This is a genomic window from Plantactinospora endophytica, from assembly GCF_016862915.1.
GTDB classification, from domain to species: domain Bacteria; phylum Actinomycetota; class Actinomycetes; order Mycobacteriales; family Micromonosporaceae; genus Plantactinospora; species Plantactinospora endophytica.
Genome location: NZ_BONW01000010.1, coordinates 107,771 through 131,373, shown reverse-complemented (window position 1 = coordinate 131,373; position 23,603 = coordinate 107,771). Strand labels below are relative to the sequence as shown.

Below are 23,603 nucleotides of genomic sequence, written 5' to 3'. Positions count from 1 at the left end.
CCGGCGAGGACGGCGGTCCGGACGGGATCGTCGGGGCCGGCGAGGACGGCGGTCCGGACGGGATCGTCGGGGCCGGCGAGGACGGCGGTCCGGTTGGCGGCGCTACCGGGGCGGTGCGGGCCGGGCGGAGTTGGCGGCTGCTCGCAATGCTGCCGGTCGCCGAGGAGCCCGGTGGGGCGGGCGACGAGCTGTCCACGCCGCCCCGGATCCGTACCCTGGCCCTGGGCCTCGCCACCGCGGCGGTGATGTTCGTGGCGATGCCGGCGACCATGCTGCTGGGGGTGCGGTGACGTGATCAGGGTGCTGCTCGCCGACGACGAGCCGCTGATCAGGGCCGGCATCCGGACCGTGCTGGAATCGGCCGGCGACGTCGAGGTGGTCGCCGAGGCGGCGGACGGCGGCGCGGCCGTGGCCGCGGCACTGCGGCACCGGGTCGACGTGGCGCTGCTCGACATCAGGATGCCGGTGCTGGACGGCCTGGACGCGGTCGACGAACTCGGCCGGCGGTTGCCGGAGCTGCGGGTGGTGGTGCTGACCTCGTTCGGCGCGGAACCGAACGTGCTGCGGGCGGTGCAGAGCCGGGTGGCCGGGTTCGTGCTCAAGAACTGCACGCCGGAGGAGCTGATCCGGGCGGTCCGGGCCGCGCACGACGGGGACGCCTACCTCTCCCCCGCCGTGACCCGGCTGCTGCTCGGGATGGTCACCCCCGGGCAGGCCGGGCGACGGCGGCAGGCGCTCGACCGGCTGGCGGCGCTCAGCGCACGGGAGTCGGAGATCCTGTCCCTGGTCGCCGAGGGCATGTCCAACGCCGAGGTCGGCCGGCGGCTGCGGATGAGCGAGACGACCATCAAGACGTACGTGAGCCGGATCCTGGCCAAGCTCGACTGCACGAACCGGGTGCAGGCCGCCCTGCTGGCCCGGGACGCCGGCCCGACCCCGTGGCGCTGAGACACTGCCTGTCGCGCCGAAACCCCGTCTGCGACGTCGAGGCCGGGCCTGTGACACCGAGACCCCGTCTGCGACGTCGAGGCCGGGCCTGTGACACCGAGACCCCGTCTGCGACGTCGAGACCTGGCCTGTGACGTCGAGACCCCTGGCCCGTGGCGTGCGGGCCTCGCGGGCCGGGTCAGGCGTTGCGGTCGATGGTGACCACGGCGTCGTCGGCCAGCCGGTAGCCGACCCCGTAGACGGTGGTGATCAGCGGTACGTCGCCGACCTTGCCGCGCAGCCGCCGGATGTGCACGTCCACGGTCCGTACCCCGGTGTGCTCGTAGCCCCAGACGGCGGTCAGCAACTGGAGCCGGGTGAAGACCCGCCGGGGATGCGCGACCAGGTGCATCAACAGGTCGAACTCCAGCCGGGTGAGCGGCAGCGGATCGCCGCCGAGCAGCACGGACCGGGACGCGGCCAGGATGTGCAGCTCCGGTGCGCCGGTGGCGACCGACCGGGCCGGCGGTCGCGGCACGGCGCTGGGCTCGGCCCGGCGGTCCGGCTGGCCGACGAATCCCCCGGTGATCGTGGCCTCGCCCCGTTCCACCAGCTCGCGAGCTGCCTCGAGCAGCCGTCGGGCCGGTGCCGTCAACACTTCCTCGTTGCCGACGAGCGGGATGGATAGCGTCACCGTCAGCGTCGGCGCGCTCGACCCGGCCGGGCGGCGGGACGCCCCGGGCGGTCGACCGGGTCCGACCGGCTGGGCGCTGTGCCACCCGGTACGCGACGAGGCGGGGCTGACCGACATGGTCCTCCTTGGCTGCTCCGGGTGTTCCCCCCACGGCCCGAACCGCCGCTGACTCGATGCTTCCGGCCACCGGGGCGAGGGTCAAGGGGACACGACGATGCATGAATGTGACAATCGACAAACTCACCGGAATCACTTGCTCGCTCTTAGTACCAGATCACGTCGCTCGCCGTACACCCGGCAGGATGGTCAACATGCGGGGTGTGGTGACGGGATTCGCGGTGATCTGGTCGGTCACCCTGGTCGGATACGTCGTCGGCCGGTACAACCTGCTCGGTCCGCACGGCACCGCAGTGATCGCCCGGCTGGTTTTCCTGATCGCTACTCCGGCTCTGCTCTTCGGTACGCTGGCCCGCTCCACAGTGGCCGATCTGGCCACCCCGGCACTCGCCGCCTTCGTACTCAGCACGGTGGTCGTGGCGGCCGGCTACCTCCTCGTCGCACGCCTCGGCTGGCGCCGCCCGGCCGGCGAGGCGACCGTGGGCACCCTCTCCGCCTCGTACGTCAACGCGGCCAACCTGGGACTGCCGGTCGCCGCGTACGTACTCGACGACGTCTCCTTCGTCGCCCCGGTGCTGATCTTCCAGGTGCTGGTCGCCGCGCCCCTGGCGCTGGGCGTGCTGGACGCCACCAGCACCGACCGGGGTCTGCACCTGCGCCGGCTCGCGCTGCTGCCGGCCCGCAACCCGATCATGCTGGGCTGTGCCGGTGGCGTGCTGGTGTCGATCTCCGGATGGCATCCACCGGCCGAGTTGCTCCGCCCGTTCGACCTGGTCGGCTCGGCCGCCGTGCCGCTGGCCCTGATCGCGCTCGGCATGTCGCTGCCCGGCAGCCGTCCGCTGGCCGGCGGCCCCGACGCCCAGCAGCGGTACGTCGCGGTGACCCTCAAGATCGTGGTCCAGCCCCTGGTGGCGTACCTGATCGCCCGGTTCGGGCTGGGCCTGACCGGGCCGACCCTGCTGGCCGCCGTGGTCACCTCGGCGCTGCCGACCGCACAGAACGTCTTCGTCTTCGCCACCCACTACCGGCAGGCCCAGTCGCTCGCCCGGGACGTCGTGGTGCTCTCCACCCTCGCCGCCGCCGTCTCGCTCGCCGTGATCGCCGCCCTGCTGGGCTGAACCGGCCCGCCGAGGGACGGGCAACGGGGTGAACCGAGTTGCCGGGCCTGGGCGGGGTCGGCTCTCAGTCGCGGTCGTCGACGCGTACCGGGGCGTTGTCGGCGAGCCGGTAGCCGACCCCGTGCACGGTGGTGACCAGCGGCACCGACCGGGCCACCTTGGACCGCAGCCGGCGTACGTGCACGTCGACGGTACGGGCGACGGCGTGCTCGTACCCCCAGACGTTGCTCAGGAGCTGCAACCGGGTGAACACCCGGCGGGGGTTGAGGGCGAGGAACACCAGCAGGTCGAACTCCAGCCGGGTGAACGGCACGGGTTGCCCGCCCCGCAGCACCACCCGGGGACCGGTCAGCACCCGCAGCGTCTCCCCGGCAGGACCGCTCCCCGGGTTGGTCGGGCCGAGATCGGCGGCACCGCGCAACAGCGACGCGGCGGCAGCGGTCAGCAACGGGTCGGCGGCGGTGGTCGGCAACGCGTCCGTGCCGGCGGCGGGCACCGGGCCGGAGCCGTCCGGCCGGACCGGATCGGCGAGGCCGGACAGCGCCGGGTCGGGCAGCCCGCGCAGGAGCGAGTCGGGCACGCCGGGCAGGGCCGGCTCGGTGGCCGGACGGCCGGGCAGCCGGGTCTCGGTCGTCACGTCCGCGCCCCGGTCGCGCAGGTCGCGGACCAGCCCCAGCAGCAGGGCCAGTTCCGGGGTGACCCGCCCGCCGACCAGCGGGACGTCGACGGTGACCCGGACGACCGGCGCGCTCTCGGCGGCCGGTGACCGGCGCCGGGCCGAGGCGGCCCGGGCCGGTCCGGCCGGTGACGGCGTACGCGGGTGGATGGCGACGACCGACATGGGAACTCCTTCGTGGGACGTTGGTCCGGTCCGCCCGCGTGCGGTGGCGCGCGGGGTCAGGTGAGCGCCCGCCGGGGGATGGCCGGCGGGACGATGCTGGGCTCGGCGTAGACGTCGGTCGGCCCGAAGGCGGGCAGCCCGAGCCCGCGCCAGGCGACGAATCCGCCGACGATGTCGGTGGCGCGGTGCAGGCCGAGGTCCTGGAGCGCGGCGGCGGCGAGCGACGACGTGTAGCCCTCCTGGCAGAAGACGACGACCGGGAGGTCGTACCGGTCGGCGAACGGGAGCCGGGCGGAGCTGCGCGGGTCGAACCGCCATTCGAGTACGTTGCGTTCCACCACGAGCGCGCCGGGGATCGATCCGGTGGCGGCCCGCTGGGCGGCCGGGCGGATGTCCACCAGCACCGCACCGGCGCGGATGGCGAGGTGCCCCGCCTCCGGGTCCAGGCGGCGCAGCCGCACCCGGGCGGCGGCGAGGATCTCGTCGATGCTCCTCGAACCGGCCGGGGCCTGCGCTCCGCGACAGCCGTCGACCGGCTCTCGGAGGTTGGTCAGGTTCACCGTGCTGTCCTTCCGTCGTGTCGGGCCTCGAACCCGCACCCGGTGCCGCGCCCGGTCACCAGGCGACTCCCGCCTCGGCCACCTCCGCGACCCGCAGCCGCCCGCCGTCCAGCCGGTAGCGGGTCATGCTGCGCAGCGCGGGACGGTAGACGTGCACGCTCACCGCAGGCTGGTCACCGTTGTTGCTGACCTGGTGGACGTGCTTGGCGCCGAACCGGCGACCGGTGCCGGCGCCGAGCTGACGGGGCCGGAGCCGGCCGCCGACCACCGTCTCCTCGACCAGCGTGCCGGCGGCGACCAGGAAGGCGCCGGCGGAGCCGCCGTGGTCGTGCAGGTCGGTGTGCTGGCCGGGCAGCCAGGTGAGCAGCCACACCTCGTGGTCGTCGGCGCTGGCCAGCCGGTGGTACCAGCGCTGCACCGGGTCGAAGCGGAGCGGCACCGGCCAGCCCGTCGGGCCGGCGGCGTCGGCTGCGTACCGGCGGGCGATGGTCAGCGGGTCGGGCCCGGTGAGCGGGTTCGAAGAAATGGAGATCATTTTGGAGTCCTCATGGGCAGGTGTGCGACTACCGGTGACAGTAGCCCATAAAACCTATCTGCTTAGTAGGTTTTACCACAAGCCCCGATCGACACCCGGCGTGACTTTCCCGGTGACCGACCGGGAGAGTCACGCCGGGATCGGTCCGTCCGCTCAGGCCCCGCCCTCGTTCAGGGTGACCGGGATCGGCCGGTACCCGGTGCCGGTGACGTCGAGCCCGGCCCCCCGGAGCCGATCCAGCGCCGCCCGGACATGGTCGTTGGTGTACGCGGTCAGCTCCGGCCGCTTCGTCAACACCGTCTTGCCGTCCTGGTTGCGGGTGGTCAGCGCCAGCTCGACGGTGGCCCGCCAGGCCGCCTCGTCAACCACCCCGAGCCCGCCCGGCGACGGCCAGACCAGCTTGTTGACCTCGTTCGCCTGCCACAACTGGTGACTCGCGCCCAGTTTGGAGCCTCGTTTCACCACCAGGTCACGGCACTGCGGCACGTTGTCCCGGCAGTAGATCCACCCCTTCAGGGTGCCGGTGAGGAACTTCGTCGCGGTCTCCCGGTACGCCGCGTCGTCCGCCAGCCGCTCGCTGTCGGCCCACACCGCGTCCTGGAGCATCGCCGTGCCGATGGTGTTCCAGTCCAGCACGGTGAACGCCTCCGGCCGGTAGAGCTGACCGGTCTTCGGGTCCTTCGCCTCCAGCAGTTGGGCGTACTCGTTGTAGCTCATCGCCTGGGCGGCGTCGATGTCGCCGCGCAGCAGCGCCTGCATGTCGAACTGCTGCTGCACCAGCGTGACGTCCCGGGCCGGGTCGAGCCCGGCCCGGGTCATCGCGGCGAAGAGTTCGAACTCGTTGCCGAATCCCCAGTTGCCGACCTTCTTACCGCGCAGGTCGCCCGGTGAGTTGATCTTCCGGTCGGCGAAACTGACCTGGTAGGTGCCGGACCGCTGGAAGATCTGCGCGATCTGGGTGATTCCGGCGCCCTGCTCCCGGGAGGCCAGCGCCTTCGGCACCCAGGCCACCGCGAAGTCGGCCTGCCCCTGCGCCAGCACGGTCTGCGGCACGATGTCGACGCCGCCCTCCAGGATCTGCACGTCCAGGCCCTGTTCGGCGTAGAAGCCCTGGTCGGCGGCGGCAATGAAGCCGGCGAACTGCGCCTGGACGAACCACTGCAACTGCAACCGGACCGTGGTCGTCCCGCCCGGCCCGGTGCCCGGGGTGCCGGCGGGGTCCGCCGTACCGCAGCCGGTCAGCAGGGCGAGGCTCAGGATTCCGGCGACGAGGGCGCGGCCGAGCTGGCCACCGAGCCCCGGAAGCGGGCGTGCCGATGTTCGCATCGATCCTCCAGCGGTGAACTCCGTTCGGAGCCGGTCGGCTCCGGCGTCGGGCTGCGCCGGGCGGGCGAGGGCCAGGCGGTCGGGTTCAGCCGGGCCGCCGCGCGCGCCAGGGCATCGCGAGGCGTTCCAGGCCGAGGGCGGCGAGATAGAAGACCAGACCGAGTACGCAGGCCCCGAGCACGAACGCCCAGGCCCTCGGGTACGCGGTGTACGAGGCGGCCGAGGTGATCCGGGAACCGAGCCCGTCCTGCCGACCGCCGAAGTACTCCGCCACCACGGCGGCGATCACGGACAGCGAGGCGGCCTGGCGCAGCCCGGTGAAGACGAACGGCAGTGCGCCGGGCAGCCGGACCAGCCGGGCGAAGCTCCATCCACTCGCCGCGTAACTGGTCATCAGCTCCCGGTGCACCGGATCGACCTGGGCCAGTCCGCGCAGCGTGTGCAGGAAGACCGGGAAGAAGACCACGATCGCGACCACCAGCCGGCGCGGGACGCTGCTGGTCGAGGAGAACATGTTGTTCAGGATCGGGGCCAACGCGATGATCGGCAGCGCGTTCAGTGCCGCCGCGACGGGCAGTGACACTTCGCCGAGGAAGCCGAACCGGCTGGCCAGCATCGCGGCGGCGAGCGCGGCGAGTACCCCGAGCAGCAGCCCGACCCCGGCGTTGCCGCCACTGGCCAACCCGACCTGCCAGATGGTGACCCGGTTGTCCCAGAACTCGGCACCGATCCGGGACGGCGCCGGCAGCAGGTACGGCGCCACCCGGCCGAGGGTGACCGACAGCTCCCAGACCACCAGCCCGAGCAGTCCGAACAGCACCGGTGGCCAGCCCGACCGGAGCAGCCCGGCCAGCCCCGGCGCCCGGCGTCGCCGTCGCGCTCCGACCGGGGCGGCCGGATCCACCGCCAGGGTCGGGTCGACCGGGGCGGCGGACCGTCCGTCGCCGCTCATGCCGGTGCGCCCGGAGGACGTCCGTCGCCGGTCATGCCGGTGCCTCCGGCGAGGTGCCCCGAAGCGCCTGCCGGACCCGGGTGATGCCGGCGAAGAAGGCGTTCGACTGGCGGGTCGCCTCGGTCCGCTCGCCGAGCGCCACGTCGACGATCTCGACGATCCGGCCGGGCCGGGCGGACATCACCACCACCCGGTCCGACAGGTAGACCGCCTCCGGGATCGAGTGGGTGACGAAGACCGTACTGGTGCCCTTGCCGGCGCAGATCCGCAGCAGTTCGTCCTGCAACCGTTCCCGGGTCATCTCGTCCAGCGCCCCGAACGGCTCGTCCATCAGCAGCAGCGGCGGGTCCACCGCCAGCGCGCGGGCGATCGCCACCCGCTGCTGCATCCCGCCGGAGAGCTGGTCCGGATAGTGTCCGGCGAAGTCCGCCAGCCCGACCAGGTCCAGCATCTCCCGCGCCTTCGTCCGTCGGTCCCGTCGGGACAGCCCGCGCAGTTCCAGCGGCAACTCGACGTTGCGGGTCACGGTCCGCCAGTCGAGCAGCCCGGCCTGCTGGAACGCGATGCCGTAGGCCAGCTCCCGGCGGGCCTGCCGGGCAGACCGGTCGGCCACCCGGACCGTGCCGCCGGTCGCCGGCACCAGGTCGGCCACCAGCCGGAGCAGGGTGGACTTGCCGCAGCCGGACGGCCCGATCAGGCTGACGAACTCGCCCCGCCCGACGGTCAGGTCGACGCCACGCAGCGCGGTCACCTCGTCCGGGCGGCCCGGGTTGAACACCTTCGTCACCCCGGTCAGTTCGACCGCCGGTCCGGGCTCGACCGGCCGTCCCGGGCGACCGACCTGGGCCGGCCGGCCGCGCCGGGGCGTCACCCGGTCGACCACCGCCCCGGCCGCCCGATCGACCACCGCTTCGACCTGCACCGGGTCCGTGACCGCGTCGGGCGTCCGGTCGGTCACCGCGCCGGTCTCCATCTCCGTCACCGCGTCGACGCCCTTCGTCCGGGGGTGAGCAGCAGTTCCGCCAGGCCGACCGCACCGGCCACGACAAGACCGAGCAGCGCCGCACCGAGCAGCGCCGCGTAGACCTTGGCCGGGTCGGTGGTCGCCTCGCGGGCGTACTCGACGACGAGCCGGCCGATGCCGCCCCGGGTACCGGTAGAGATCTCCCCCACCACCGCACCGACCACCGCCGCCGCGCCGGCCAGCCGGAGCGCCGGAAACAGATAGGGTCGGGCCGCCGGCAGCCGCAGTTTCAGCAGCGTGTGCCACCAGGTGGCGGCGTAGCTGCGCATCAGCTCCTCGGCGATCGGGGCCGGGGACTGGAGTCCACGCAGCAGTCCCACCGCGATCGGGAAGAACGCGAGGTACGTCGCGATGACCGCCACCGACATCCACGGCTGCCACGGGCGGGAGCCGATGGATAGCTGCCCGCCCCAGCCGGCGATCACCGGGGCGAGGGCGATCAACGGCACGGTCTGGGACAGCACCACGTACGGCAGCAGTCCCCGTTCGGCGACCCGGAACCGCTGCATCAGCACCGCCAGCAGGCCACCGACCAGTACGGCGACGGCGAAGCCGACCGCGACGGCGCGCAGGGTGAACCCGGCGGCACGCAGCACCACCAGCCCGACCGGCTCGCCACCGGCCAGTTCGGGTTCGGTGAGGCGGCCGAGGATCTCGCCGAGGTGCGGCATGGCCGCGTCGTCGGCCCGGGGCAGCAGCCGGACCCCGAACAGCGTGCTGCCGTCCGGGTCGCCGACCGCCTTGTAGCCCTCCCAGAGCAGCCCGCCGAGCAGCACCGCGCCGAGCGTGCCGACGGCCACCCGGGCCCGCCTCCGCCAGCCGCGACCCAGGCCCGGCATGCCGCCCTCAGACCGCCGTCGCCGGCAGGTCGCGCCCGGCCCTCGGCGGCGGCGCCGCTGTCCCGGGCCCCGGCCCGCCCAGCGCCGGAATGATCGACTCGCCGTACGCGGCCAGGGTGTGTTCCTTGTCGTCGTGCTGGAGGTAGACGGCGAACTGGTCGACGCCGAGTTCCCGCAGTGCGGCGAGCTTCTCCAGGTGTGCCGAGACCGGTCCGAGCAGGCAGAACCGGTCGACGATCTCGTCCGGTACGAAGTCGGTGTGCGTGTTGCCGGCCCGACCGTGCTCGGCGTAGTCGTACCCGCGCCGGCCGGCGATGTAGTCGGTCAACGCTCTCGGCACCACGCCGGAGGAGTCGGAGCCGTACCGGGCGACGATGTCGGCGACGTGGTTGCCGACCATGCCGCCGAACCACCGGCACTGGTCGCGCTGGTGCGCCAGGTCGTCGCCGACGTACGCGGGCGCGGCGACGCAGAACTTTATCGCCGACGGGTCCCGGCCGGCCTTCTCGGCGGCCCGCCGGACCGTGCCGATCATCCAGGCCGCGATGTCCGGGTCGGCGAGTTGCAGGATGTAGCCGTCACCGATCGCGCCGGCCAGCGTCAGCGCCCGGGGTCCGTACGCGGCGATCCACATCTCCAGTGCCCCGTCGGTGACCCACGGGAACCGCACCTCCCGGCCCCGGTAACCGGCCGTCCGGCCGTGCGCCAGTTCCCGGATCACCGTCACGCACTCCCGCAGCTCCGCGATGGTGGTCGGCGGATAACCGAGGGTACGCAGTGCCGAGTCGCCCCGGCCGATCCCGCAGACCGTACGGTTGCCGTACATCTCGTTGAGGGTGGCGAAGAGGGAGGCGGTGACGGTCCAGTCCCGGGTGCCGGGGTTGGTCACCATCGGCCCGACGATCACCCGCTCGGTCTCGGCGAGGATCTGCGAGTAGATCACGAACGGCTCCTGCCAGAGCAGGTGCGAGTCGAACGTCCAGACGTGGCTGAAGCCGGCCGCCTCGGCCCGTTTCGCCAGCGCCACCAGCTCGCGGGCCGGCGGGTCGCACTGGAAGACCACCCCGATGTCCATCAGCCGCTCACCGCACCTTCGGAAAGCCGAGGTCGACCTCGCTCGACGCCGGGTCGGGCCAGCGCGAGGTGACCACCTTGGTCCTGGTGTAGAAGGCCAGCCCTTCGGGGCCGTACATGTGCAGGTCGCCGAAGAGCGACGACTTCCAGCCGCCGAAGCTGTAGTAGGCGACCGGGACCGGAATCGGCACGTTGATCCCGACCATGCCGCAGACCACGTCGTACTGGAAGCGCCGGGCCGCTCCGCCGTCCCGGGTGAAGATCGCGGTGCCGTTGCCGTACTCGTTGGAATTGACCAGGGCGACGGCCTCGGCGTAGGTGTCCACCCGGACCACCGACAGCACCGGCCCGAAGATCTCGTCGAGGTAGTAGCCGGAGTCGGCCGCGACATGGTCCACCAGCGACGGGCCGAGGAAGAACCCGGGTCCGTCGGTGGCCGGCAGCGCCCGCCCGTCGACCACCACCTGCCCGCCGGGCCGGTCCAGGTACGCCCGCACCCGGTCCCGGTGCTCGCCGGTGATCAGCGGTCCCATCTCGGCGTCCGGGTCGCTGGCCGGGCCGACCCGGATCCGGCCCATCCGCGTCGAGATCGCCTCGACCAGCGGGTCCGCGACCGCGCCGACCGCGACCACCACCGAGACGGCCATGCAGCGCTCCCCCGCCGAACCGAACCCGGCCGAGACGGCGGCGTCGGCGGCGGCCCCGACGTCGGCGTCCGGCAGCACCACCATGTGGTTCTTGGCCCCGCCGAGCGCCTGCACCCGCTTGCCGGCGGCGGTGCCGGCGGTGTAGATCGACCTGGCCACCGGCGTCGAGCCGACGAAGGAGAGCGCGGCGACGTCCGGGTCGGCGACCAGCGCCCGCACCGCCGACCGGTCGCCCTGGACGACGTTGAACGCGCCGTCCGGCAGCCCGGCCCGACGCAGCAGGTCGGCGAGGAGCAGCGAGACGCTCGGGTCCTTCTCGCTCGGTTTGAGCACGAAGGTGTTGCCGGCGACCAGCGCGGTGCAGAACATCCACATCGGCACCATGGCCGGAAAGTTGAACGGGGTGATCCCGGCGACCACGCCGAGCGGCTGGCGGATCGAGTAGACGTCCACCCCGGTCGCGGCCTGCTCGCTGTAGCCGCCCTTGAGCAGGTGCGGGGCGCCGGCCGCGAACTCGACGTTCTCCAGGCCCCGGGCCACCTCGCCGGCCGCGTCCGCCACCGTCTTGCCGTGCTCGGCGGAGAGCAGGCTGGCGATCTCCTTCCGGTTGGCGTCCACCAGGTCGCGGAACCGGAACATCACCTCGGCCCGCCGGGACAGCGACGCCGCCCGCCAGCCGGGTTGCGCGGCGGCGGCGGACCGGACCGCGGCCCGCACCTCGGCGTCGGTGGCGGCGACCACCTCCGCCTGCCGTTCGCCGGTCGCCGGGTCGTAGACCGGCAGCCGCCGGTCCCCGTTGCCGGCGACCTCGCCCCCGTCGATCCAGTGCGGGATCTCCCTCATCACAACACCTCAGTTCAGGTACGTCGACAGGCCGCGCCGCAGGTAGCGCCCGTGTCCGCGCCGCCCGTGGTACGCCCCGTCGGCGACCAGTACGCTGCCCCGGCTGATCACCGTGTCGACCCGTCCGGCGATCTCGTACCCCTCGTACGCCGAGTGGTCCATGTTCATGTGGTGCGTGCCGACGCCGATGCTGGTCCGTCCGGCCGGGTCGTAGACGACGATGTCGGCGTCGGAGCCGGGGGCCAGCACGCCCTTGCGGGGATAGAGCCCGAACATCCGGGCCGGGGTGGTGGCGATCGTCTCGACCCAGCGTTCCAGGGTCAGTTTTCCGTCCACCACGCCCTGGTAGAGCAGGTCGACCCGGTGTTCGACGCCGCCGATCCCGTTCGGGATCTTCGAGAAGTCGCCGAGTCCCAACTCCTTCTGGTCCTTGAAGCAGAACGGGCAGTGGTCGGTGGAGACCACCGCCAGGTCGTTGGTGCGCAGGCCCTGCCAGAGGTCGCGGTGGTGCGACTCGTGCTTGCTGCGCAGCGGCGTCGAGCAGACCCACTTGGCGCCCTCGAAGCCGGGCGCGCCGAGCTGGTCCTCCAGGGTCAGGTAGAGGTACTGCGGGCAGGTCTCGGCGAAGACGTTCCGGCCGGCGTGCCGGGCCGCCGCGACCTGTTCGAGGGCCTGGCTGGCGCTCAGGTGCACGATGTAGAGCGGGCAGTCCCGGGCCACCTCGGCGAGCCGGATCGCCCGGTGCGTCGCCTCGGCTTCGAGGGCCTCCGGCCGGGTCAGCCCGTGGTGGATCGGGTCGGTCTCGCCCCGGGCCAGCGCCTGTTGCACGAGGACGTCGATCGCGATGCCGTTCTCGGCGTGCATCATGATCATTGCGCCGTTCTCCCGGGCCCGCTGCATCGCCCGCAGGATCTGGCCGTCGTCGGAGTAGAAGACTCCCGGGTACGCCATGAAGAGCTTGAAGCTGCTGATCCCCTCGTCGGCGACGAGCATGTCCATCGCCTTCAGCGCATCCTCGTCGACCCCGCCGAGGATCATGTGGAACGCGTAGTCGACGTGGCAGTTGCCGTCGGCTTTGGCGTGCCATGCGGCCAGCCCGTCCTGCACCACCTCGCCGGTACGCTGCACCGCGAAGTCGACGATCGTGGTGGTGCCGCCGTACGCCGCCGCCCGGGTACCGGTGTCGAAGGTGTCCGAGGCGTTCGTGCCGCCGAACGGCAGCTCCATGTGGGTGTGCGCGTCGATCCCGCCCGGGATGACGTACTTCCCGGTCGCGTCGACGACCTGGTGGTCGCCGTCCGGCGCCCGCCCGGGGGCGAACAGCGCGACGATCGTCTCGCCCTCGACGAGCACGTCGGCGGCGTGCGTCCCGGTCGCCCCGACGACGGTGCCACCCCTGACCAGCAATGTCATGCCGCGCCTCCGGTTCTCAGGGCTGGACCAGGCTGTCGTAGGCGTCCGGGCGGCGGTCCCGGTAGAAGGCCCACCGGTCGCGTACCTCCGCCAGCAGCCCCAGGTCGAGGTCCCGCACGATCAACTCCGGGGCGTGGTCGTCGCCGACCGCCCCGACGAACTGCCCCTCCGGGTCGACGAAGTAGGAGGTGCCGTAGAAGTCGTTGTCGCCGAGGTCCTCCACCCCGACCCGGTTGATCGCCCCGACGAAGTACTCGTTGGCCACCGCCGAGGCCGGCTGCTCCAGCTTCCACAGATAGGCCGACAGCCCCCGGCTGGTCGCCGACGGGTTGAAGACGACGGTGGCGCCGGCCAGGCCGAGCGCCCGCCAGCCCTCCGGGAAGTGCCGGTCGTAGCAGATGTAGACGCCGATCCGACCGACGGCGGTGTCGAAGACCGGATATCCGAGGTTGCCGGGCCGGAAGTAGAACTTCTCCCAGAACCCCTTCACCTGCGGGATGTGTGTCTTCCGGTATTTGCCGAGATAGCTGCCGTCGGCGTCGACCACGGCGGCGGTGTTGTAGAGCACGCCGGGCTGCTCCTGCTCGTACATCGGCAGCACCATGACCATGCCGAGTTCGGCGGCGAGCGCGGCGAAGCGTTCGGTGGTCGGGCCGGGGATCGACTCGGCGTACGCGTAGTAGCCCTGGTCCTGCACCTGACAGAAGTACGGGCCGTAGAACAGCTCCTGGAAACAGATGACCTTGGCGCCTTGGGCGGCAGCCTGTCGGGCGTACTCCTCGTGCGCTTTGATCATCGATTCCTTGTCGCCGGTCCAGTTCGTCTGCACCAGGGCCGCGCGAACGATCTCTGCCATGGTCGAACCTCCTCGGCACCGTGCCCGCTGGTGGCGGCGGTGCTCGTCGGTGGAGAGCTTGCTGACCTAGTGCTGGCCTGCTGCCGAGACCTTGTGATCACCTTGTGAATTTCCGACCGGATGGCGTAGGACTTTAGTGACACAAGTCGGGACGGACAATGGCCAATTCGTTACTGATTTTTTCGGAGAAGTAACATGCTGCAGCTCATCGCCAGTGCGATCGACGACCGTACGGCCCGGGGCGTCGCCGCGGCGGTGAGCCGGCTGGTCCGTACCGGCGAGCTGCCGGCCGGCACTCGACTGCCCACCGTCCGCTCGGTCGCCCGGGAACTCGGCATCAGCCCGACCACCGTCAGCGAGGCGTGGCGCTCACTGGCCAGCGCCGGTGCCATCCAGACCCGGGGCCGCTCCGGCACCTTCGTACTGCCGCCGAACCGGCTCCGGCAGAGCCTCCGGTACGCCCGGCTCACCGCCAGCCCGGCCACGCTGCCGCACGACTTCTCCACCGGCGTACCCGACCACGACCTGCTGCCGGACCTGGCGCCCGCGCTGCGCCGGATCGGCGACACCCGGCTCACCACCTCCTACCTGGAGGAACCGGTGCTGCCCCGGCTGGAGGTGGTGCTCCGGGAACGCTGGCCGTTCCCGCCGCAGCAGCTCACCGTGGTCGACGGGGCGCTGGACGCGCTGGACCGGGTGGTCGGCGCCGCCGTCCGGCTCGGCGACCGGGTACTCGTGGAGAATCCGGCCTTCCCGCCGCTGCTCGACCTGCTCGACACCGTCGGCGCGGTGCCGGTGCCGGTCACCCTGGACGGCTCGGGCATCGAGCCGGCGTCGCTCGCCGCCGGACTGGACCGGGCGCCGGTGGCGCTGCTGCTGCAACCCCGGGCGCACAACCCGACCGGGATCTCGATGACGCCGGAGCGCGCCGCCGAACTGTCCGCTGTGCTCGGCGCGCATCCGCTGGGCGGTACCGTCGTGGTGGTCGAGGACGACCATGCGGGCGAGATCGCCTCCGCGCCGCCGGTCTCGCTCGGCGGGTGGCTGCCCGAACAGGTGGTGCACATCCGCAGCTTCTCCAAGAGCCACGGCCCGGACCTGCGGCTCGCCGCCGTCGGTGGCCCGGCCAACCTGGTCGCCTCGGTCGCCGACCGGCGCCTGCTCGGCCCGGGCTGGTCCAGCCGGGTACTCCAGGCCGTGCTGCTCGACCTGCTCACCGACCCGGCGACGGCACGGGTGCTGGCCGGCGCCCGCCGCGAGTACGCCCGGCGCCGCGACCTGCTCACCGCCGCGCTCGCGCAGCGGGGTGTCGACGCCCCGGCCCCGGACGGCATCAACATGTGGATTCCGGTACGCGACCAGCAGCACGCGATGCTCTCGCTCGCCGCGCACGGCATCGCCGTCGCCCCCGGTACCCCGTTCGAGCTCGACCCGCTCGGCACCGACCACGTCCGGCTGACCGTCGGACTGGTCCGGGACGGCTTCGCCGATCTCGCCGACCTGCTCGCCGACGCGGCAGGTGAACCGCACCGGTCCAGCGGCCGGCGGCTCCGCACCCTGCGCCGCACCATCCGCTGACCCGACCCCGCTGCCTTTGCCGATCCGCTCCCCCGGCCACCCGGCCCTTCGTGCCGCTCGGTCTTCTTCGCTGGCCCGGCGCCGCTGGCGGTGCCGGTGCCTCCGGTGGCTCAGTCCCAGGGTGGCGGCGGGGGTGCGCGGACCGCGTACAGGGTGTGCTCGCCGTCCGCCACGAAGACGGTGTCGCCGGTGGCGGCCGGCGCACCCGAGGTCCGGTCCCCGGCGGCGAACCGCCAGCCCACCTCGCCGACCGCCGGATCGAACGCGTACACCGTGCCGTCGCCGGCCGCGCGGGAGTAGAGGATTCCGCCGGCCGTGACCAGCTCGGCCGCGTGGAACTCGGCCGACCAGAGCAGCTCGCCGGTCGACGCCCGGTAGGCGTTGGTACGCCAGCGGTCGAAGCAGCACCCCGTCCCTAACGGGACGTAGACGGTGTCGTCCCGGACGGCCGGCGTCGACACGACGTCGGACTCGTGGCTCCACAGTTTCCGGCCGTCGTGCACGTCGAAGGTGCCGAGGTAGCTGCCGGCGACGGCGAGGTGCACGGTCCGGTCCGCGACCACCGGGGCCTCGCCGACCGGCCCCGGCAGGTCGGGATGGTCCCACCGGACGGCACCGGTCCGGGCGTCGAGCGCGTACAGCGTGTGGTCGCCGCCGACGTAGACGGCGCCGTGCGCCACCGCCGGGCCGGTGCCGTGGGTGCGGCCCAGGTCGCGGCTCCAGCGGAGGTGGCCGGTGGCCCGGTCCAGCGCGTGCAGGGTCGGGCCGAGCCGGCCGTGCTGGTCGGCGACGTAGACGAGCCCGTCGGCCGCGCCCAGCGTCGAGCGGAGACTCCCGTCGACCCGGAAGCTCCAGCGAACCTGACGGGTGTCGACGTCGAGCGCGTACAGCGTCTCCGAACCGACGAGGTAGAGCATTCCGTCGGCGACCGCCAGGGTGGCGTCCAACTCGGGGATCGGGTACGTCCAGCGGACGGTGCCGGTCGCGGCGTCGAGGGCGTACAGGGTGCCGTCGGCGCTGCCGAGGTAGACCGTGCCGGCCGCGACGACCGGCCCGGCATCGGTCTCGTCGGCGGCGGTGAAGACCCACCGCAACTGTGGCCCGGCGCGATCGGTCGGCCGACCCGGCAACCCGAGCTGGACTCCGGGAAGGTAGCCGAGCAACATGGCCAGCACCGCTCCGCCCATCGCTCCCGCGAGGGTGCCGGAGATGCGGCGGCGGGCCGGCCCGGGCGGGGCACGCAGGCCCGTCGGGCGATGGTCGGTCCCGGCAACGTTCATGTTCTCCACCCGTTCCCAGCGCACGTCGAACTGCGACGAAGCAAGCGGGGTCCGGGTAGTCCACCACTACGCGGTCATCGTACCCGCGATCATGACGTACTTCAATCAAACGGGCGAACGGCGGCAAAGCACCGCCACCAACCTGGGTACGCGGGCAACACCGTCAGATGGCGCGCGAGATTCTCGGCGACTTGTGGTCCCCACTGCACGGTCCGCACCGCACGACAGGTTGCCATGAACCTTGGAGTCCACGGCGGCACCGCTCGTCAGGCCACCGGGTGCGTGGCCCGATCCGGTCGGGGCGACGACGCGCCGGCTCGGGTGCCCGCAACGTCGGACGTACCGCGGGCCGCGCTCCGGGTCAGCGTGTGGAAGCCGATGCCGAGTGCCGCCACCACAAGCGCGTTCCGGAGGACCAGCAGCGCCGTGCCCGGCCAGGCGGGATCCGTCGACACCTGTGCGTAGTACCACGGGAACAGGGCGCTGGTCAGCACGGTCGCGACCAGGACCAGGGCGCTCGCGGCGCGTTGCGTGGTGTCCCGGCGGGTCAGGCAGACCGCCGCCGTCCCGATCAGCCAGAGCATGTACTGCGGGGAGAAGACCCGACTGGTCACCACCGTGGTCAGGATCGCGAGCAGCGCCACGTCGAAGCCGATCGCGCTGGTCCAGACGATCCGTCGGCCCCTGACGAGCCACCAGAGACTCAGGGCGCCGAGTCCGAGGATCGTCAGCACGGGAAGGACGATCGTCGCCGGGCGCACGAACGGGTCGTCGACGAACTCCATCGCCCCGTAGACGAACCGGACGTCGATGGTGGGGTCGCCGAGGCGGGCCAGGACCAGCGGGGTGGCGCCGATCGACTCGATTTGGAGGCCACGGTCAGCCTGGTTGCCGGTGAAGCCGGACCAGGCGCCGCCGAAGGCGAGGGTGAGCGCACTGCCGAGCAGGGCGAGCGCCACGACGAAACCGGTGAGGATCGGCCGGAGGCCGCCGACCGGCCGGGCGCTGATCAGCAGCACCGCCGGCCATACCTTGAGCAGCGCGCCGACGGCCAGGGCCGCACCGGCGACCACCGGACGCCGGACCGTGGCGGCGAGCCCGACGACCGCGACGGCCGTGACGAAGATGTCGTACCGGGCGTACGTCAGCAGGTTGAGCAGCGGAACCGCCAGCGCCCAGGCCCAGGCGCCGAGGAGCAGCCCATCGCCCCGGGCGAGTCGGAGCAGGGTGAGCAGGACCAGCAGGTCGGCCAGGACGGCCAGCGTGAAGAACGTGATCTCGTACCCGCCGACCGAGTCCCCTGCGAGGTGCCAGAGCGCCTGGAAGAACGCGGCGGCGCCGGGCGGGTACTGCCACATCGGATCGTCCCGGGGCACCTGCCAGTCGAGCAGTACGTCGGTCCAGCGGTGGTAGAGCGCCACGTCGGCGAAGACGTTCCCGACCGGCGCCTTGACCACGTTCGCGTAGATCAGGACGAACACCGCCCGGCTGGCGATCCAGACCCCGACCACTCCGGTTATCCACCACGATCGACTGCTGAGATACGACTGTCCACCTGTGCGACCGGTTGTCGGCACCCGCTCCGCCCATCCGTCGAGGTCAATGCCGGCGGATGGAGTCTAGGTCCGGCGCGCGGCCGGACACCCCGGTTGCAGAATCTGCTGCCGCCGACCCCCGACCCGGAGCACACCTGAGTACCCGTACGGATATGCGGCCAGCGCCACGCTAGCTGCGGGTACGGGTGGCCAGCCAACCGGCCATCGCACGGACGCCGTAGCCGATGGCCCGCTCGTCCGGGTTGAAGGCGCCGAAGTGCGGATAGCTGGTTTCGATGGCGGCACCGGGCGCGCGTACGCCGAGGAAGGTGAACGTGCCGGGCATCCGGTCGAGGAACAACGCGAAGTCCTCACCGTTGAACGGAACAGCGGCGTGCATCCTCCGCACCCCGTCGCGGCCGACGGTCCGGTGCAGGTGCCGTTCGAGGGCCAGCCCTTCCCGCTCGGGACAGATCATGGCCGGGAAGGGATCGTTCGGGAAGGCCACCGACGCCCCGCCGGATGCGGTCGCGAGACGCTGGATCCGTTCGCGGATCTCGGCGTACCGGTGCTCCGGCCAGCAGCGGAAGGAGACCCGGACCTCGGCCGCACCGTCCGTCTCCACCGGCTGCGCCCCCATGAAGACGAACTCGGCCAGCGGCCCGTCCGGGGTCTGGAGGTCCGCCACGATCTGTTCGAGGTCGGCGGGAGTGCGGGGTGGAGCCACCGTGCCGAGCGTGTTGATCTCGGCGGCGAGCTGCCGAGCCCGCACCGTCGCGTCGGAGCCGGTGAGCGTGACGACCCCACGATCGAGGCCGGGCAGCCCGTATCCGGGCATCACGAGGAACTGGCCGACCGGGAACGGACCGCAGTGCAGGGCGTGGATCTCCGTCGGGCGGGCCCGGTCGAACACGCCGTCGTCGAGCATCGCGGCGGCGCCGCTGAGCGCCTCCTCGGCGGGTTGGAAGACGAACACCACCGTGCCGGCGAGCCGGTGGCGCAGCAGCGCCAGTACCTCGGCGACCCCCACACCGACGGTGGTGTGCAGGTCGTGTCCACACAGGTGGGCCGGCTCCGGGCCGCCCGCCATCTGCTCGTCCGGCGGTACCGCGTCCATGTCGGCCCGGTAGCCGACCGTCCGGCCGGGATGGGCGCCACGGAGGATCCCCACCACCCCGTACCCGCCGACGCCCGTCCGGACGTCGAGGCCGGCCGCGCGAAGTCGCCGCGCCACCACTCCGGCGGTACGCCGCTCCTGCCCCGCGATCTCGGGATGCCGGTGGATGTCGCGACGCAGCTCGACCAGGCTCCGGTCCAGCCGGGACGCCGTGGCGTCCAGCAGAGCCTGGTCGAACGACCTGGACGTCGAACCGTTGCCGGCGTGTGCGGCCCACGGCGGTGCGAGTCCGACCCCGGCCAGGGCGACAGCAGCACCACCGAGCACGGCGCGTCGACTGACGACGTGGCGTTCCGAGTTCGCGTTCGACATGGTTCCTCCAGCGGAAGCGCGACTGCCCCCGGCAGTCGATCAACCGAAGTCTGTCGCGTCCAGTGGCGCGAACGCACTGAAGGCAGCCCGTCTCTTCGACCGAGGGCTATCCCTACCGCCGCCGCCGGCGGTTCCTGCTCGGAGCTGCTCGTTCGGTGCCGTGCCGGACACCCCGTACGCGCGAGACGCGCACGCGGCCGTCGGCGTGGATGCGTCAGATCAGCAGGCCGCCGGTCGCCCGGATGTTCTGCCCGGTGATCCACCCGGCGTCGGGTCCGACGAGGAGCGCCACGACGGCGGCGATGTCCTCCGGCCGCCCGAGCCGGCCCAGTGCGGTGAGCGTCGCGGCCCGGGTCAGCGCCTCGGCCGGGTTCGACGCCCGGAGCAGGTCGGTGTCGGTGGCGCCGGGCGACACGGTGTTGACGGTGATGCGCCGGGGACCGAGTTCCCGGGCGGCCACCGCCGTGACCTGTTCGAGGGCCGCCTTGCTGGCGCAGTAGAGGGCGAGCCCGGGTGCCGGCAGCACGGTGTTGAGGGTGGAGATGTTGACGATCCGGCCGCCGTCCCGCAGCACCGTGGTCGCCTCGCGGATCGCCAGCAGCGCGAACTTCACGTTGACCGTCATCACCCGGTCGAACTCCTCCCCGGTCAGCTCGGCGATCGGCGCCGTCGGACCGATCCCGGCGTTGTTGACCAGGATGTCCAGGCCGTCGCGTACCGGGGCGAACATCGGGTCGAGGCTGGCCAGGTCCGCCTGGTCGGCGCGGACGGCGACCACGTCGTCGTACCCGGCGGCGAGTTCGTCGGCCGCCGCCTCGTCGCTGCGGTAGGTGAAGACCACCCGGGCGCCGGCCTCGGCCAGCCGTCGCACGATCGCCCGGCCGATGCCCCGGGAACCGCCGGTGACGAGTGCCGTCCGGCCGGACAACTGTGGTAGCCGCGTCATGCGCCGAAACGCTAGCCGGTCGGCACCGGAGGGTATTGAAGAAATGCGCACAGCTCGGTCGGGGTGAGACCGGAGAGCGCCCGCACCTCGCGGGTGAAGTGCGGCTGGTCGGCGTACCCGGTGTCGGCCGCCGCGCCGGCCAGGTCCGCACCCTCGACCAGCAGCCCGAGCGCGTGCTGGAACCGGGCGGTCCGGGCCACGGTCGCCGGGGACAGGCCGACCTGGCGACGGAAACCGAGTTCGAGGTAGCGGCGGCTGACGCCGAGCCGGTCGGCGAGGGCGCCGACCCGGAGCCGCTGCGGGCTGTGCGAGAGCCGCCACCAGGCCGCGCTGACCAGCCCGTCCTGCCGATCCGCCGGTGCTCCGGCCAGCCAACCGGCGAGTACCCGGTCGAGGTGGCCGAACCGGCTCGGCCAGTCCGGGGCCGCGCCCAGTCGCTCGGCCAACCCGTCGGCGCGCGGGCCGACCAGGTCCGGCAGCGGGGCCGTGACCCCGGCCAGCTCCGGCATCGGTACGCCGAGCAGCGCGGACGCCCCGACCGGGGTCAACCCGACACTGACCCCGTACGCCCAGTCGGTGCGCCCGGCCACCGTCGCTCTGCTCCGCGCCCCGGTGACCAGGGTGTACGGGTCGGCGAAGTCGACCAGCAGGATGGCGTAGCTCAACGGCAGAAGCCGGTGCGGAATCCTGCGCCGGGCACCGGCCCGGAATCCCGCGTAGCCCAACACGTGCTGCCGCAGCCGTGGATGTGGGTGCCGGACGATCGTCTCGCACGGCACGTCCTGCGGTTCCGCCGGTATCGAATGGATCTGCGTCAGCCGGGCCATCAACCACCATCATGGCCGACCGGGCAGTACCGCCGTTCCCCGTCAGTCCTCCGCCTCCCGCACCGTCGGCCGCCAGTCGACGACGGTCTCGGCCAGCACGTCGAGCCGGCCGGTTTCGAGGTGTCCGAGGTCGCCGCCGGAGTCCAGGGCGGCGTCCTGCTGGGCGGCGCCCTGCGCGATGGTCAGCCATACCGCGTCCGGCGACAACACCAGCGGGCGGTGCTCGGCGAACGCCCGCCCGACCGCGCCGAGCAGCGGATGTACGCCGTTCGGCGCGAGCACCGGCAGCGCCGGGTCACCGCCGACCACCAGCGCGTCGTCGAAGAGCTGCCCGAGCGGGCGGGTGGGCAGCGGCTCGGCCGCCGAGCTGACGGCGTCGACGGGAAAGGTCACCATCGGGCGACACTAGCCCCGGCCGTACGCTCGGCGGTGCGCCACGTCCGATCTGGACACTGCTGCCAGGTCTGCCCCCGGGGCCTCCTCGGCAGCGAGGCTGTTGCGGCAGCGCGCGGCGGCGACGGCCGTCCGGGTCGGTGCCCCACCACGCGGATGAGCCCGCTTCTCATCATCTCGGGGGAAGACCGCAAAACGATTCCGCCATAGCGTGTGGAAAGTCGGCAAATGTGTTACCCGCGCGCACGGGAATCAGCTCCGCGCACGGGCGGATCAGGGGGTCTCTTATTCCGGCGTTATCCATGAACTGCGCGGCCACAAGAAGCCCGCTACGGTTGCGGTAATCGATGCCCCTCGCGGGCGACTGACGGACGCCCGACAGGAGGAGTCGCGTCCGGTGTGGTGCGCCCATTTTCGAGCATTGGCGACGGTCGGTAGGCGCTGGACGGTTATGTGGAGGATGACATGCAGTCATTGGCTAGTCCGGGGGAACTGACGGTCGCCACGGTCCTGGCGGATGTCGCCATCGTCCTGGTCGTCGGTTACGTCTTCGGGCGGTGGCTACGCAGGTTGGGGCAGCCGGTGGTCATCGGCGAGATCCTCGCCGGTATCGCGCTCGGCCCGAGCCTGCTCGGACTACTGCCGGGCAATCCCACGGCGGTGATCTTCCCCGCCGAGGCCCGGCCCTACCTCAGTGCCATATCCCAGGTGGGGCTCCTGCTCTTCATGTTCCTGGTGGGCTGGGAGTTCGACCGGCGCGTGCTGGCCCGGCGCAAGACGATGACCGTTTCGGTCTCGCTCTGTTCGATTGCCCTCTCCTTCGCGCTCGGTGTCGGGCTCGCCGCGCTGATCTACGACGACCACGCCGTGGTGGCCGGCAAGAAGGTACCGTTCGTGGCCTTCGCTCTCTTTCTGGGCGCGGCGATGTCGATTACCGCGTTTCCGGTACTGGCCCGCATTCTCAAGGATCGCCGGCTGGTGAACACCGAGGTTGGCTCTCTCGCGCTGGCGAGTGCGGCGATCGACGACGTTCTCGCGTGGTGCATTCTCGCGTTGGTCGCGGCGATCGCCACCGCCCGGGACGGCGTCGACCTGGTCCAGATCGCGGCGCTGTCGGCCGCCTACATCGCCGTCATGATCGCAGTGGTACGTCCGCTGCTGGCCGCCTTCGTCCGCCGGGTCGCGCTACTCAACCGGCCGGCGTTCCTGGTGGTCTTCATCGCGGCCGGGGTGTTCCTCTCCTCGTACGCGACGACCTGGGTCGGCATCCACGCGATCTTCGGCGCGTTCATCTTCGGCCTCATCATGCCCCGGGAGCCGGTCGAGCAGCTCGGGCGACAGATCCGCGAACCGTTCGAGCACATCGGAATGGTGCTGCTGCCGGTCTTCTTCATCGTCACCGGGTTGAGTGTCGACATCGCCTCGCTGACCTTCGCCAACTACCTGGAACTCGGCGCGATCATCCTGGTCGCGGTGGCCGGCAAGACCATCGGCGCGGCCACGCCGGCCCTGGCGCTCGGCCTGCCCGCCCGGGAGGCACGCACCCTGGGCATCCTGATGAACACCCGGGGGCTGACCGAGCTGATCGTGCTGAACGTCGGGGTGAGCCTCGGCGTGCTGGACAGTCAGATGTTCACCATGATGGTGATCATGGCACTGGTCACCACGGCGATGGCCGGACCGCTGCTGCCGAAGCCGACGTGGCCGTCGTCGACCGACGACACCGGGCCGGCGCCGGCCGGGCGGGAACGGGAACTGGCGCACGCCGCCGGCAAGCCGGCGTAGCGGC

General features: G+C 72.3%; 23 protein-coding genes. 5 read left to right on the top strand and 18 right to left on the bottom strand.

Annotation, left to right across the window (positions count from 1 at the left end; translation table 11 throughout):
* Together Pen02_RS11725 and Pen02_RS11720 are read left to right on the top strand one after the other, a co-directional pair.
* Positions 1 to 290 (top strand): hypothetical protein (locus Pen02_RS11725; RefSeq protein WP_203866000.1); only part of this gene is annotated, 290 nt, incomplete at its 5' end.
* Position 291: 1 nt separating this feature from the next.
* The gene (locus tag Pen02_RS11720) at positions 292 to 948 is read left to right on the top strand and encodes a response regulator (protein ID WP_203865999.1); all 657 of its coding nucleotides are present in this window, start codon (positions 292 to 294) and stop codon (positions 946 to 948) included.
* 178 nt (positions 949 to 1,126) lie between these two features.
* On the opposite strand, the gene Pen02_RS11715 is transcribed toward Pen02_RS11720, so the two are convergent.
* Positions 1,127 to 1,738 (bottom strand): winged helix-turn-helix domain-containing protein, encoded by a 612-nt coding sequence (locus Pen02_RS11715; protein WP_203865998.1) that lies wholly within the window; start codon positions 1,736 to 1,738, stop codon positions 1,127 to 1,129.
* Between the two features lie 194 nt (positions 1,739 to 1,932).
* Between Pen02_RS11715 and Pen02_RS11710 the strand changes: the two genes are divergently transcribed.
* Positions 1,933 to 2,856, top strand: coding sequence for an AEC family transporter (locus tag Pen02_RS11710; RefSeq protein ID WP_203865997.1), 924 nt, complete (start codon positions 1,933 to 1,935; stop codon positions 2,854 to 2,856).
* 64 nt (positions 2,857 to 2,920) lie between these two features.
* On the opposite strand, the gene Pen02_RS42960 is transcribed toward Pen02_RS11710, so the two are convergent.
* The 11 genes from Pen02_RS42960 to Pen02_RS11655 all read right to left on the bottom strand — a co-directional run bounded on the left by Pen02_RS42960 (position 2,921) and on the right by Pen02_RS11655 (position 13,766).
* Complete coding sequence (locus Pen02_RS42960; RefSeq protein ID WP_203865996.1) at positions 2,921 to 3,697, bottom strand: winged helix-turn-helix domain-containing protein; 777 nt, start codon at positions 3,695 to 3,697, stop codon at positions 2,921 to 2,923.
* 56 nt (positions 3,698 to 3,753) lie between these two features.
* On the bottom strand, positions 3,754 to 4,251 hold the full coding sequence (locus Pen02_RS11700; RefSeq protein WP_203866014.1) for a rhodanese-like domain-containing protein: 498 nt from the start codon (positions 4,249 to 4,251) through the stop codon (positions 3,754 to 3,756).
* 61 nt (positions 4,252 to 4,312) lie between these two features.
* Complete coding sequence (locus Pen02_RS11695) at positions 4,313 to 4,792, bottom strand: cysteine dioxygenase (RefSeq protein WP_203865995.1); 480 nt, start codon at positions 4,790 to 4,792, stop codon at positions 4,313 to 4,315.
* 153 nt (positions 4,793 to 4,945) lie between these two features.
* Complete coding sequence (locus Pen02_RS11690) at positions 4,946 to 6,118, bottom strand: ABC transporter substrate-binding protein (protein WP_203865994.1); 1,173 nt, start codon at positions 6,116 to 6,118, stop codon at positions 4,946 to 4,948.
* Positions 6,119 to 6,203: 85 nt separating this feature from the next.
* Positions 6,204 to 7,070 carry an ABC transporter permease gene (locus tag Pen02_RS11685; RefSeq protein WP_203865993.1) on the bottom strand — a complete coding sequence of 289 codons (867 nt, stop codon included), beginning with the start codon at positions 7,068 to 7,070 and terminating at the stop codon, positions 6,204 to 6,206.
* A 31-nt stretch (positions 7,071 to 7,101) separates the two neighbouring features.
* A complete protein-coding gene (locus tag Pen02_RS11680; protein WP_372445600.1) occupies positions 7,102 to 8,052 on the bottom strand; it encodes an ABC transporter ATP-binding protein in 951 nt (316 codons plus the stop codon).
* Positions 8,049 to 8,894: an ABC transporter permease gene (locus Pen02_RS11675; protein WP_239140487.1), complete on the bottom strand. Its 846-nt coding sequence runs from the start codon at positions 8,892 to 8,894 to the stop codon at positions 8,049 to 8,051. The genes Pen02_RS11680 and Pen02_RS11675 overlap by 4 nt, the downstream gene beginning before the upstream one ends.
* Positions 8,895 to 8,940: 46 nt before the next feature.
* Entirely contained in the window at positions 8,941 to 10,008 is a 1,068-nt protein-coding gene (locus Pen02_RS11670) for a TIGR03842 family LLM class F420-dependent oxidoreductase (protein ID WP_203865991.1), read from the bottom strand.
* A 7-nt stretch (positions 10,009 to 10,015) separates the two neighbouring features.
* Complete coding sequence (locus Pen02_RS11665; RefSeq protein WP_203865990.1) at positions 10,016 to 11,497, bottom strand: CoA-acylating methylmalonate-semialdehyde dehydrogenase; 1,482 nt, start codon at positions 11,495 to 11,497, stop codon at positions 10,016 to 10,018.
* A 9-nt stretch (positions 11,498 to 11,506) separates the two neighbouring features.
* Positions 11,507 to 12,910 (bottom strand): dihydropyrimidinase, encoded by a 1,404-nt coding sequence (gene hydA, locus Pen02_RS11660; protein ID WP_203865989.1) that lies wholly within the window; start codon positions 12,908 to 12,910, stop codon positions 11,507 to 11,509.
* Positions 12,911 to 12,926: 16 nt separating this feature from the next.
* The gene (locus Pen02_RS11655) at positions 12,927 to 13,766 is read right to left on the bottom strand and encodes a nitrilase-related carbon-nitrogen hydrolase (protein ID WP_203865988.1); all 840 of its coding nucleotides are present in this window, start codon (positions 13,764 to 13,766) and stop codon (positions 12,927 to 12,929) included.
* Positions 13,767 to 13,961: 195 nt separating this feature from the next.
* Between Pen02_RS11655 and Pen02_RS11650 the strand changes: the two genes are divergently transcribed.
* Positions 13,962 to 15,344, top strand: coding sequence for an aminotransferase class I/II-fold pyridoxal phosphate-dependent enzyme (locus tag Pen02_RS11650; RefSeq protein WP_203865987.1), 1,383 nt, complete (start codon positions 13,962 to 13,964; stop codon positions 15,342 to 15,344).
* A gap of 110 nt (positions 15,345 to 15,454) precedes the next feature.
* Here Pen02_RS11650 and Pen02_RS11645 read toward each other — a convergent pair whose 3' ends face one another.
* From Pen02_RS11645 to Pen02_RS11620, 6 genes are all read right to left on the bottom strand, one after another.
* A complete protein-coding gene (locus Pen02_RS11645) occupies positions 15,455 to 16,624 on the bottom strand; it encodes an outer membrane protein assembly factor BamB family protein (RefSeq protein ID WP_203865986.1) in 1,170 nt (389 codons plus the stop codon).
* A 266-nt stretch (positions 16,625 to 16,890) separates the two neighbouring features.
* Positions 16,891 to 18,135 carry a glycosyltransferase 87 family protein gene (locus tag Pen02_RS11640; RefSeq protein WP_203865985.1) on the bottom strand — a complete coding sequence of 415 codons (1,245 nt, stop codon included), beginning with the start codon at positions 18,133 to 18,135 and terminating at the stop codon, positions 16,891 to 16,893.
* A gap of 214 nt (positions 18,136 to 18,349) precedes the next feature.
* Positions 18,350 to 19,648 carry a M20 metallopeptidase family protein gene (locus Pen02_RS11635; protein ID WP_239140485.1) on the bottom strand — a complete coding sequence of 433 codons (1,299 nt, stop codon included), beginning with the start codon at positions 19,646 to 19,648 and terminating at the stop codon, positions 18,350 to 18,352.
* 214 nt (positions 19,649 to 19,862) lie between these two features.
* Positions 19,863 to 20,594: an SDR family oxidoreductase gene (locus tag Pen02_RS11630; RefSeq protein WP_203865984.1), complete on the bottom strand. Its 732-nt coding sequence runs from the start codon at positions 20,592 to 20,594 to the stop codon at positions 19,863 to 19,865.
* A gap of 11 nt (positions 20,595 to 20,605) precedes the next feature.
* Positions 20,606 to 21,421 carry a helix-turn-helix transcriptional regulator gene (locus tag Pen02_RS11625; protein WP_203865983.1) on the bottom strand — a complete coding sequence of 272 codons (816 nt, stop codon included), beginning with the start codon at positions 21,419 to 21,421 and terminating at the stop codon, positions 20,606 to 20,608.
* A 42-nt stretch (positions 21,422 to 21,463) separates the two neighbouring features.
* The gene (locus tag Pen02_RS11620) at positions 21,464 to 21,817 is read right to left on the bottom strand and encodes a DUF4419 domain-containing protein (RefSeq protein WP_203865982.1); all 354 of its coding nucleotides are present in this window, start codon (positions 21,815 to 21,817) and stop codon (positions 21,464 to 21,466) included.
* 462 nt (positions 21,818 to 22,279) lie between these two features.
* On the opposite strand from Pen02_RS11620, the gene Pen02_RS11615 reads away from it, so the two are divergent.
* Positions 22,280 to 23,599 carry a cation:proton antiporter domain-containing protein gene (locus Pen02_RS11615; protein ID WP_203865981.1) on the top strand — a complete coding sequence of 440 codons (1,320 nt, stop codon included), beginning with the start codon at positions 22,280 to 22,282 and terminating at the stop codon, positions 23,597 to 23,599.
* The last annotated feature ends 4 nt before the right edge of the window (positions 23,600 to 23,603 follow it).

Coding starts and splice junctions, on each gene's coding strand:
- Pen02_RS11715 (WP_203865998.1), bottom strand. CDS start 1,738: ATGTCGGTCAGCCCCGCCTCGTCGCGTACCGGGTGGCACAGCGCCCAG.
- Pen02_RS11710 (WP_203865997.1), top strand. CDS start 1,933: ATGCGGGGTGTGGTGACGGGATTCGCGGTGATCTGGTCGGTCACCCTG.
- Pen02_RS42960 (WP_203865996.1), bottom strand. CDS start 3,697: ATGTCGGTCGTCGCCATCCACCCGCGTACGCCGTCACCGGCCGGACCG.
- Pen02_RS11695 (WP_203865995.1), bottom strand. CDS start 4,792: ATGATCTCCATTTCTTCGAACCCGCTCACCGGGCCCGACCCGCTGACC.
- Pen02_RS11690 (WP_203865994.1), bottom strand. CDS start 6,118: ATGCGAACATCGGCACGCCCGCTTCCGGGGCTCGGTGGCCAGCTCGGC.
- Pen02_RS11685 (WP_203865993.1), bottom strand. CDS start 7,070: ATGAGCGGCGACGGACGGTCCGCCGCCCCGGTCGACCCGACCCTGGCG.
- Pen02_RS11670 (WP_203865991.1), bottom strand. CDS start 10,008: ATGGACATCGGGGTGGTCTTCCAGTGCGACCCGCCGGCCCGCGAGCTG.
- Pen02_RS11665 (WP_203865990.1), bottom strand. CDS start 11,497: ATGAGGGAGATCCCGCACTGGATCGACGGGGGCGAGGTCGCCGGCAAC.
- hydA (WP_203865989.1), bottom strand. CDS start 12,910: ATGACATTGCTGGTCAGGGGTGGCACCGTCGTCGGGGCGACCGGGACG.
- Pen02_RS11655 (WP_203865988.1), bottom strand. CDS start 13,766: ATGGCAGAGATCGTTCGCGCGGCCCTGGTGCAGACGAACTGGACCGGC.
- Pen02_RS11650 (WP_203865987.1), top strand. CDS start 13,962: ATGCTGCAGCTCATCGCCAGTGCGATCGACGACCGTACGGCCCGGGGC.
- Pen02_RS11645 (WP_203865986.1), bottom strand. CDS start 16,624: ATGAACGTTGCCGGGACCGACCATCGCCCGACGGGCCTGCGTGCCCCG.
- Pen02_RS11635 (WP_239140485.1), bottom strand. CDS start 19,648: ATGTCGAACGCGAACTCGGAACGCCACGTCGTCAGTCGACGCGCCGTG.
- Pen02_RS11630 (WP_203865984.1), bottom strand. CDS start 20,594: ATGACGCGGCTACCACAGTTGTCCGGCCGGACGGCACTCGTCACCGGC.
- Pen02_RS11625 (WP_203865983.1), bottom strand. CDS start 21,421: ATGGCCCGGCTGACGCAGATCCATTCGATACCGGCGGAACCGCAGGAC.
- Pen02_RS11620 (WP_203865982.1), bottom strand. CDS start 21,817: ATGGTGACCTTTCCCGTCGACGCCGTCAGCTCGGCGGCCGAGCCGCTG.
- Pen02_RS11615 (WP_203865981.1), top strand. CDS start 22,280: ATGCAGTCATTGGCTAGTCCGGGGGAACTGACGGTCGCCACGGTCCTG.